The sequence below is a fragment of the Rhodoferax sp. genome, assembly GCF_039922535.1.
Taxonomy (GTDB): domain Bacteria; phylum Pseudomonadota; class Gammaproteobacteria; order Burkholderiales; family Burkholderiaceae_C; genus Rhodoferax_B.
Genome location: NZ_JBDTEM010000007.1, coordinates 1 through 5,466 on the forward strand (window position 1 = coordinate 1; position 5,466 = coordinate 5,466).

Annotated in this window: 4 protein-coding genes; all 4 read left to right on the plus strand. The window is 66.3% G+C overall.

Annotated elements, in window-relative coordinates:
- Nucleotides 1-804 (plus strand): potassium-transporting ATPase subunit KdpA (gene kdpA, locus ABI213_RS00235; RefSeq protein WP_348025610.1); only part of this gene is annotated, 804 nt, incomplete at its 5' end.
- Between the two features lie 82 nt (nt 805-886).
- The gene (gene kdpB / locus ABI213_RS00240; RefSeq protein WP_348025612.1) at nt 887-2,989 is read left to right on the plus strand and encodes a potassium-transporting ATPase subunit KdpB; all 2,103 of its coding nucleotides are present in this window, start codon (nt 887-889) and stop codon (nt 2,987-2,989) included.
- A 10-nt stretch (nt 2,990-2,999) separates the two neighbouring features.
- Entirely contained in the window at nt 3,000-3,572 is a 573-nt protein-coding gene (kdpC, locus tag ABI213_RS00245; protein ID WP_348025614.1) for a potassium-transporting ATPase subunit KdpC, read from the plus strand.
- Between the two features lie 9 nt (nt 3,573-3,581).
- The coding region (locus tag ABI213_RS00250) for a DUF4118 domain-containing protein (protein ID WP_348025616.1) at nt 3,582-5,466 on the plus strand (1,885 nt) is incomplete at its 3' end.

A 5,466-nucleotide genomic window follows, 5' to 3' on the forward strand; every position in this document is an offset into this window, starting at 1 on the left:
CAAGCGGGCAACCCTTTGCTGCCAGCGCTGGGTGTCGACCAGACCGCCAGCGTGATGCAGTCGGGCGGCAACATGGAAGGCAAGGAACTGCGCTACGGCATCACCGCCAGCAGCCTGTTTGCCGTCATCACCACCGCCGCCTCCTGCGGTGCGGTCAACGCCATGCACGACTCGTTCACCCCGCTCGGTGGCATGGTGCCGATGGTGATGATCCAACTGGGCGAGGTGGTGTTTGGCGGCGTCGGTTCAGGCCTGTACGGCATGCTGATCTTCGCCATCCTGGCGGTGTTCATCGCCGGGCTGATGATTGGCCGCACGCCGGAATACCTGGGCAAAAAGATCGAGGTGCATGAGATGAAGCTGACCTCCATCGCCATTCTGGTGACACCCATCGTGGTGCTGGCGGGCACTGCCGTGGCGGTGATGGCCACCGGTGGGCTGGCGGGCATTGCCAACCCTGGCGCGCATGGCTTCAGCGAGATTCTGTACGCGCTGAGCTCGGCTGGTAACAACAACGGCAGCGCGTTCGCCGGCCTGTCGGCCAACACACCGTTCTACAACGTGCTGCTGGGCATCGCGGTGTGGATTGGCCGCTTCGGGATGATCGTGCCGGTGCTGGCGATTGCCGGTTCGCTGGCTGCCAAGCAGCGGCTGCCGGTGACCTCGGGCACCTTGCCGACGCACGGCCCGCTGTTTGTCACGCTGCTGATCGGCACCGTGCTGCTGGTGGGACTGCTGAACTACGTGCCCGCGCTGGCCCTGGGCCCGATGGTGGAACACCTGGTGCTGTGGGCAAAGCCATGAACGCTATACCTTTAATAGCTGGTTGCGCAGGTAGTACCTGCGCCAGAGCCCTGTTTTGCTTAAATTTTCGAAAGACACTTGTATGAACACCCAAAAATCTTTGGTGTTGCTCGACCCCGCCCTGCTCAAGCCCGCGCTGGCCGCGGCCTTCACCAAGCTGAACCCGCGCGTGCAGTGGCACAACCCGGTGATGTTCGTGGTGTTCATCGGCAGCATTTTGACCACACTGTTCGGCCTGCTGGCGCTGCAAAGCGGCGATGGAACGGCGACCTTCGTGCTGTCGGTGGCGGTGTGGCTGTGGTTCACTGTGCTGTTCGCCAACTTTGCCGAAGCCCTGGCCGAAGGGCGGGCGCAAGCCCAAGCCTCCTCGCTGCGTGGCCTGAAGAAAAGCACCATGGCCAAGAAACTGGCCAAGCCGGTACACGGCTCTACCTGGCTCCCGGAAGAAGCCGAGAACCTGCGCAAGGGCGATGTGGTGCTGGTGGAAGCGCATGACCTGATTCCGCTGGACGGCGAAGTCATCGAAGGCGTGGCCTCGGGAGACGAGAGCGCCATCACCGGCGAGTCGGCACCCGTGGTGCGCGAATCCGGTGGCGACTTTTCATCCGTCACCGGCGGCACCCGCGTGCTGTCCGACTGGCTGGTGGTGCGCATCAGCGTGAACCCTGGCGAGTCGTTTCTGGACCGCATGATCAGCATGGTCGAAGGCGCGAAACGCCAGAAAACGCCCAACGAGATCGCGCTGACGATTCTGCTGGTGGCGCTGACCATCGTGTTTTTGGTGGTCACCGTGACGCTGCTGCCGTTCTCCATGTTTGGCGTGCAAGCCGCAGGCTCCGGCACCGTGGTCAGCATGACGGCGCTGATCGCACTGCTGGTCTGCCTGATCCCCACCACCATCGGCGGCCTGCTGTCGGCCGTGGGCGTGGCGGGCATGAGCCGCATGATGCAGGCCAATGTGATCGCCACGTCCGGCCGCGCGGTGGAAGCGGCCGGCGACGTCGACGTGCTGCTGCTCGATAAGACCGGCACCATCACGCTGGGCAATCGCCAGGCCTCGGCCTTCTTCCCTGCGCCTGGTGTGACAGAAGCCCAACTGGCTGCCTGCGCCGCCCAGGCCTCGCAAGCCGACGAAACCCCCGAAGGCCGCAGCATCGTGGCCCTGGCCCAGCGCCTGGGCGCGGTACAGCCGCTGATCGGCACCACCACCGAAGTTCCGTTCACGGCGCAAACCCGCATGAGCGGTATCGACCTGCAGATGGCCGACGGCAATGTGCGCGTGCTGCGCAAGGGCGCGGTGGACGCGATCCGCAAGTACGTGCAGGCGCAAAACGGCCGCATGCCCACCGAAGTCGGTAAGCAAGCCGACGACGTGGCGCGCCGTGGCAGCACACCGCTGGTGGTGGTGGAAGGCACGATGGACAGCAATGGCCATCCTTCGGCTGCCCGGGTTTTGGGCGTGGTCGAGCTGAAAGACATCGTCAAGGCCGGTATCAAGGAGCGCTTTGGCGAGCTACGCCGCATGGGCATCAAGACGGTGATGATCACCGGCGACAACAAGCTCACCGCCGCCGCCATTGCCGCCGAAGCCGGTGTGGACGACTTCCTGGCCGAAGCCACGCCCGAGCAGAAGCTGGCGCTGATCCGCCAGTACCAGAGCGAAGGCCGCCTGGTCGCCATGACCGGCGACGGCACCAACGACGCGCCCGCGCTGGCCCAGGCCGACGTGGCCGTGGCAATGAACAGCGGCACCCAGGCCGCCAAAGAAGCCGGCAACATGGTGGACCTGGACTCCAACCCCACCAAGCTGCTGGAGATTGTGGAAACCGGCAAGGCGCTGCTGATGACGCGTGGCTCGCTGACCACGTTCTCCATCGCCAACGACGTGGCCAAGTACTTCGCCATCATCCCGGCGATCTTCGTCAGCACCTACCCGCAGCTGAAGGCGCTGAATGTGATGGACCTGGGCAGCCCGTCGTCGGCCATCTTGTCTGCCGTTATTTTCAACGCGCTGATCATCATGTTCCTGGTGCCGCTGGCGCTGAAGGGCGTGCGCTACCGCCCCGTGGGAGCCGCCGCACTGCTGCGCCGCAACCTGCTGATCTACGGCCTGGGCGGCTTGGTCGTGCCCTTCATCGGCATCAAGGCAATTGACATGGTGCTGGTCGCCATGCACATGGTTTAAGGAATTCAAAATGAACGCGATTCTTCGTCCTACCCTGGTTCTGTTTACCGCTTTGACCGTGCTCACCGGCGTGGTCTACCCCCTGATCGTTACCGGCGTGGGCCAGGCGGCTTTTCCCCAACAAGCCGCTGGCAGCCTGGTCCTGCGCGACGGCAAGCCGATCGGCTCCGAGCTGATTGGCCAGAACTTCAGCGATCCCAAGCACTTCTGGGGCCGCCCCTCGGCCACCGGCCCGCAGCCCTACAACGCCGCTGCTTCCGGCGGCTCCAACCTGGGCCCGCTGAACCCGGCGCTGACCGATGCCGTCAAGGCCCGCATCCAGGCCCTGCGCGATGCCGATCCCGGCAACACCGCGCCGGTGCCGGTCGATTTGGTGACCGCCTCCGCCAGCGGGCTGGACCCGCACATCAGCCCGGCTGCGGCGCAGTACCAAACCAGCCGCGTGGCCAAAGCCCGTGGCCTGCCCCAGGCCCAGGTAGCGGCCTTGGTGGAGCAGCAGACCGAGCGTCCGCTGGCGGGCTTTCTGGGTGAAGCGCGGGTCAACGTGCTGCGCCTGAACCTGGCGCTGGATGCCATGCAGTAACCTCCGCCCATGCCCCACGACGATTCCCGCCCCGACCCCGACGCGTTGCTGCAGCGCCTGCAAGAGCAGGACATCGCCCGCGCGAGGGGCCGCCTGCGCATCTACTTTGGCGCCAACGCGGGCGTGGGCAAAACCTACGCCATGCTCAGTGCCGCCCAGCAAGCGCACCTGGCCGGGCGCGAAGTGCTGATCGGCGTGGTGGAAACCCATGGACGCAAGGAAACGGCAGCCCTGCTGCACGGCCTGGAGCAATTGCCGCTGCGCCAGCTGCCGTACCGGGGCCGTACCTTGCCCGAATTCGACCTGGACGCAGCCCTGGCACGCAAACCCGCCGTGCTGCTGGTCGATGAGCTGGCCCACACCAACGTGGAGGGCTCGCGCCACCCCAAGCGCTGGCAAGACGTGCAAGAGCTGCTGGCCGCGGGCATCGAAGTCTGGTCCGCCATCAACGTGCAGCATCTGGAGAGCCTGAACGGCACCGTGGGGGCCATCACCGGCATCCGCGTACACGAGACCGTGCCCGACACCCTGCTAGACAGCGCCGACGAAATCATTTTGGTAGATGTCACGCCGGATGAGCTCACCGCCCGGCTGCAAGCGGGCAAGGTGTATCTGCCGCAGCAGGCCGCCCGCGCGGCACAGAACTTCTTCCGCAAAGGCAACCTGATTGCGCTGCGCGAGATCGCCCTGCGTCGCACCGCCGAGCATGTAGAGGACGATGTGCGCAGCTACCGGGTGGAGCAGTCGGGCAGCGCCAAGGACCTGCCGCCGGTGTGGAACACCTCGGGTGCCATCCTGGCCTGCATCGGCCCGCACGAGGGTGCGGAGCAGACCGTGCGCACCGCCGCGCGGCTGGCCGGGCAGCTCAATGTGCGCTGGCATGCCGCGTATGTGGAAACCCCGCTGCTGCAGCGCCTGGAAGCCAGCGAGCGCGACCGCATTCTGACCGTGCTGCAACTGGCCGAAACCCTGGGGGCCGACACGGCGGTGCTGACCGGTAGCCAGATCGCCGAAGTGCTGGTGCGCCAAGCCCAGACGCTGAACTGCGCCACGCTGGTGGTGGGCCGCCCGCGCCAGTCACCGCGCTGGCACATCTGGCGGCGCTGGGCAGCCACGCTGACGCGGCAACTCGCCACCCTGGCCCCCACACTGGACGTGCTGGAGGTGGGCGGCAGCACCAGCGCCCGCAGCCTGGCCCGCACCTGGCTGCCCAACGATACCGACGATGCCACCGCCAACCACGCCTGGCAGCCCTACGCCGCGGCTCTGGGCGGGGCCGTGCTGGTCACCCTGCTGGCCACGCCGCTGGCGAACCGGCTGGACCTGGCCAATATCGTCATGCTGTTTTTGGTGGCGGTGGTGCTGGTGGCCGTACGCTACGGGCGCGCCGCGGCGGCGTTGGCCGCGGTGCTGAATGTGGCCGCGTTCGACTTCTTTTTTGTAGCCCCGCGCTTTTCGTTTGCGGTCAGCGACGTGCAGTACCTGGTGACCTTTGTGGTGATGCTGGCGATGGGCCTGTTGACCGGCCAGCTCACCGCCGGGCTGCGCTTTGCGGCCCGCATCGCCGCCAGCCGCGAGCGCCGGACCCAGGCTTTGTTCGACCTGACGCGGGAGCTGTCTGCCGCGCTACTGACCAGCCAGGTGGTGGAGATCGGCCAGGCCGCCGTGCAGCGCCTGTTCACCCAGGTAGAGGGCATGGCCTTTGACCCGGTCAAAGGTGGCAAGGTGATGGTGCTGGTGGCCGAGCACAAAGACGACGGCACCGGCCACTTGCACCTGCCCGGCCTGCTGCCGCACGACTTCGATGCGGGCATCGCCGAATGGGTGCTGCGCACCGGCCACAGCGCTGGGCTGGCCACTACCACCTTGCCCGCCCACCCCTGGCATTGCGTGC

What these genes read in the sequence shown, in the direction of transcription:
- kdpC (WP_348025614.1), top strand. Translation starts at nt 3,000, where the DNA reads ATGAACGCGATTCTTCGTCCTACCCTGGTTCTGTTTACCGCTTTGACC.
- kdpB (WP_348025612.1), top strand. Translation starts at nt 887, where the DNA reads ATGAACACCCAAAAATCTTTGGTGTTGCTCGACCCCGCCCTGCTCAAG.